The sequence below is a fragment of the Streptomyces sp. W16 genome (assembly GCF_033194735.1).
GTDB lineage: Bacteria > Actinomycetota > Actinomycetes > Streptomycetales > Streptomycetaceae > Streptomyces.
Window position 1 is genome coordinate 1 of sequence record NZ_JAWOAI010000982.1, and the last position, 1,854, is coordinate 1,854.

The window sequence follows — 1,854 nt, forward strand, 5'->3', positions numbered from 1 at the left end:
CGCCCTGCTGCGCCCGGTGCTCGGCACGGCGGAGTCCCTGCCGGCCGGGCAGGGCGAGATCCTGCGGGCGGCGTTCGCCGCCGGTTCCGGGCCGCCACCGGAGACCTCGCGGGTCGCCCTGGCCGCGTTCAACCTGATCACGGCCAGGGCCGCCGAGCAGCCCACGGTGCTGATCGCCGACGACGCGAGGGGACTCGACGGGCCCACCCGGGACGTACTGGCGTTCCTGGCCCGCAGGGCGAGCGACAACCCGATCGTCGTCCTCGGGGCACTGCGCGGCGGACGGACCCTGCCGGGAGTCCCCGTACTGGATGTGCCGGTGCTGGACGAGCCCTCGGCCCGGCGGCTTCTGGCCCGGCACGCGGACGCGCTGCCGCCGGCCGTCCGGGAGCGGATCCTCGGGGAAGCGCTCGGCAACCCGCTCGCACTGGTCGAACTCCCCGCGGCCCGGCACCCCACCGGACCACCGGGATCCTGGGCCCACCTGCCGGTCAACGCCACGCTGGCGACGGCGTTCGCGGCCGGTCTCGGCGAACTCCCGGACCGGACCCGGGACGCCCTGCTGGTCGCCGCCGTGGACCAGGTCGGGGACGTCGCGGAGATTCTGGCCGCCGCATCCGTGCTGGCCGGGCGCACCGTCGCGGTGGACGCGCTCGACAGCGCCGTTGCCGCCTCGCTCATACGACTCGACCGGACGACCCTGCGCTTCCAGCATCCCGTGGTCCGGTTCGCGGTGTCGGCGGTGGAGACCCCGGCCCGCCGACAGGCCGCCGACGCGGCCCTGGCACAGGTGCTGACCGAGCACCCGGACCGCCGCACCTGGCATCGCGCCCAGTCCGTCAACGGCCCCGACGACGAGATCGCGGACCAACTGGCCGCCGCCCAGGTCTCTTTGCTACGGCGGCACGGTGCCCTCGCGGCGGTGTGGGCGCTGGAGCGGTCGGCGCAGCTCACCACGGACTCGGTCACCCGGGGACACCGGTTGCTGGGCGCGGCCGAGCAGGCGTACGGGGCCGGCCGCGTCCGGCTGGCCCACTCCCTGATCGACGCGGCGGAACGCCTGGAGCTGAACGGCGCGGACCGGGCGAAGACGGGATGGCTGCGGGAGATCTCGGACGCCGAGCCACAGCCCGGTCCGGCCCTGGCACAACCCCCCGACCTCACCGAGCTGTCGGCGGGCGATCCCGACCTGGCCCTCGACCTGTTGCTGAGCGCGGCACTCCATGTCCACCGGACCGATGCCGATCCCGCCCTGCGGGCAGCCGTCGACCGGACCGCCGAGCGGCTGCCCGCCACGAACGACGCCCGCCACCTCGCGGCTCTGGCACTGACCGAACCCGTGCGCCACGGCCGGACGGTGGCCGACCGGCTCCCCTCGAAGGAGACGGCGTGGTGCCTCACCGACTCCGACGGATTCCGGCGCCACGGCCTGGCCGCCCACGAGATCGGCGATCCGGTCCGCGCGGTCGACCTGCTTGCCCGGGCGGCACCGACTCTGCGTAGACAGGGCCGACTCGGCCTGCTCACGGAAACCCTCCTCACCGAGGCCACCGGCCAGTTGCTGCTCGGGGACTGGCCTCGCGCGGTCCAACTCACCGAGGAGGCACGGCAGATCGTCGCCGAGACCCGACAGCCGGCCATGGTCGCCGCACTCGCCGGCACGGACGCGGTCGCCGCCGCACTGCGCGGACAGGCCGTACGGGCCGAGGAGTTGGCGGACATGGTGGCAGCCTGGCAGCGCGCCGACCTCACCCCGACGCTCCGGCTGGCCCGTGGCCTGGCGCGGCTCGGCGAGGGGCGGTACGCGGAGGCGTACGAGGAGCTGAGCCCGCTCCTCGACCAGCCGCACGAGAG

Annotated in this window: 1 protein-coding gene; it reads left to right on the forward strand. The window is 75.3% G+C overall.

Annotated elements, in window-relative coordinates:
- Nucleotides 1-1,854: helix-turn-helix transcriptional regulator (locus R6V09_RS52205; protein WP_317888412.1), on the forward strand; the 1,854-nt coding region annotated here is incomplete at both ends.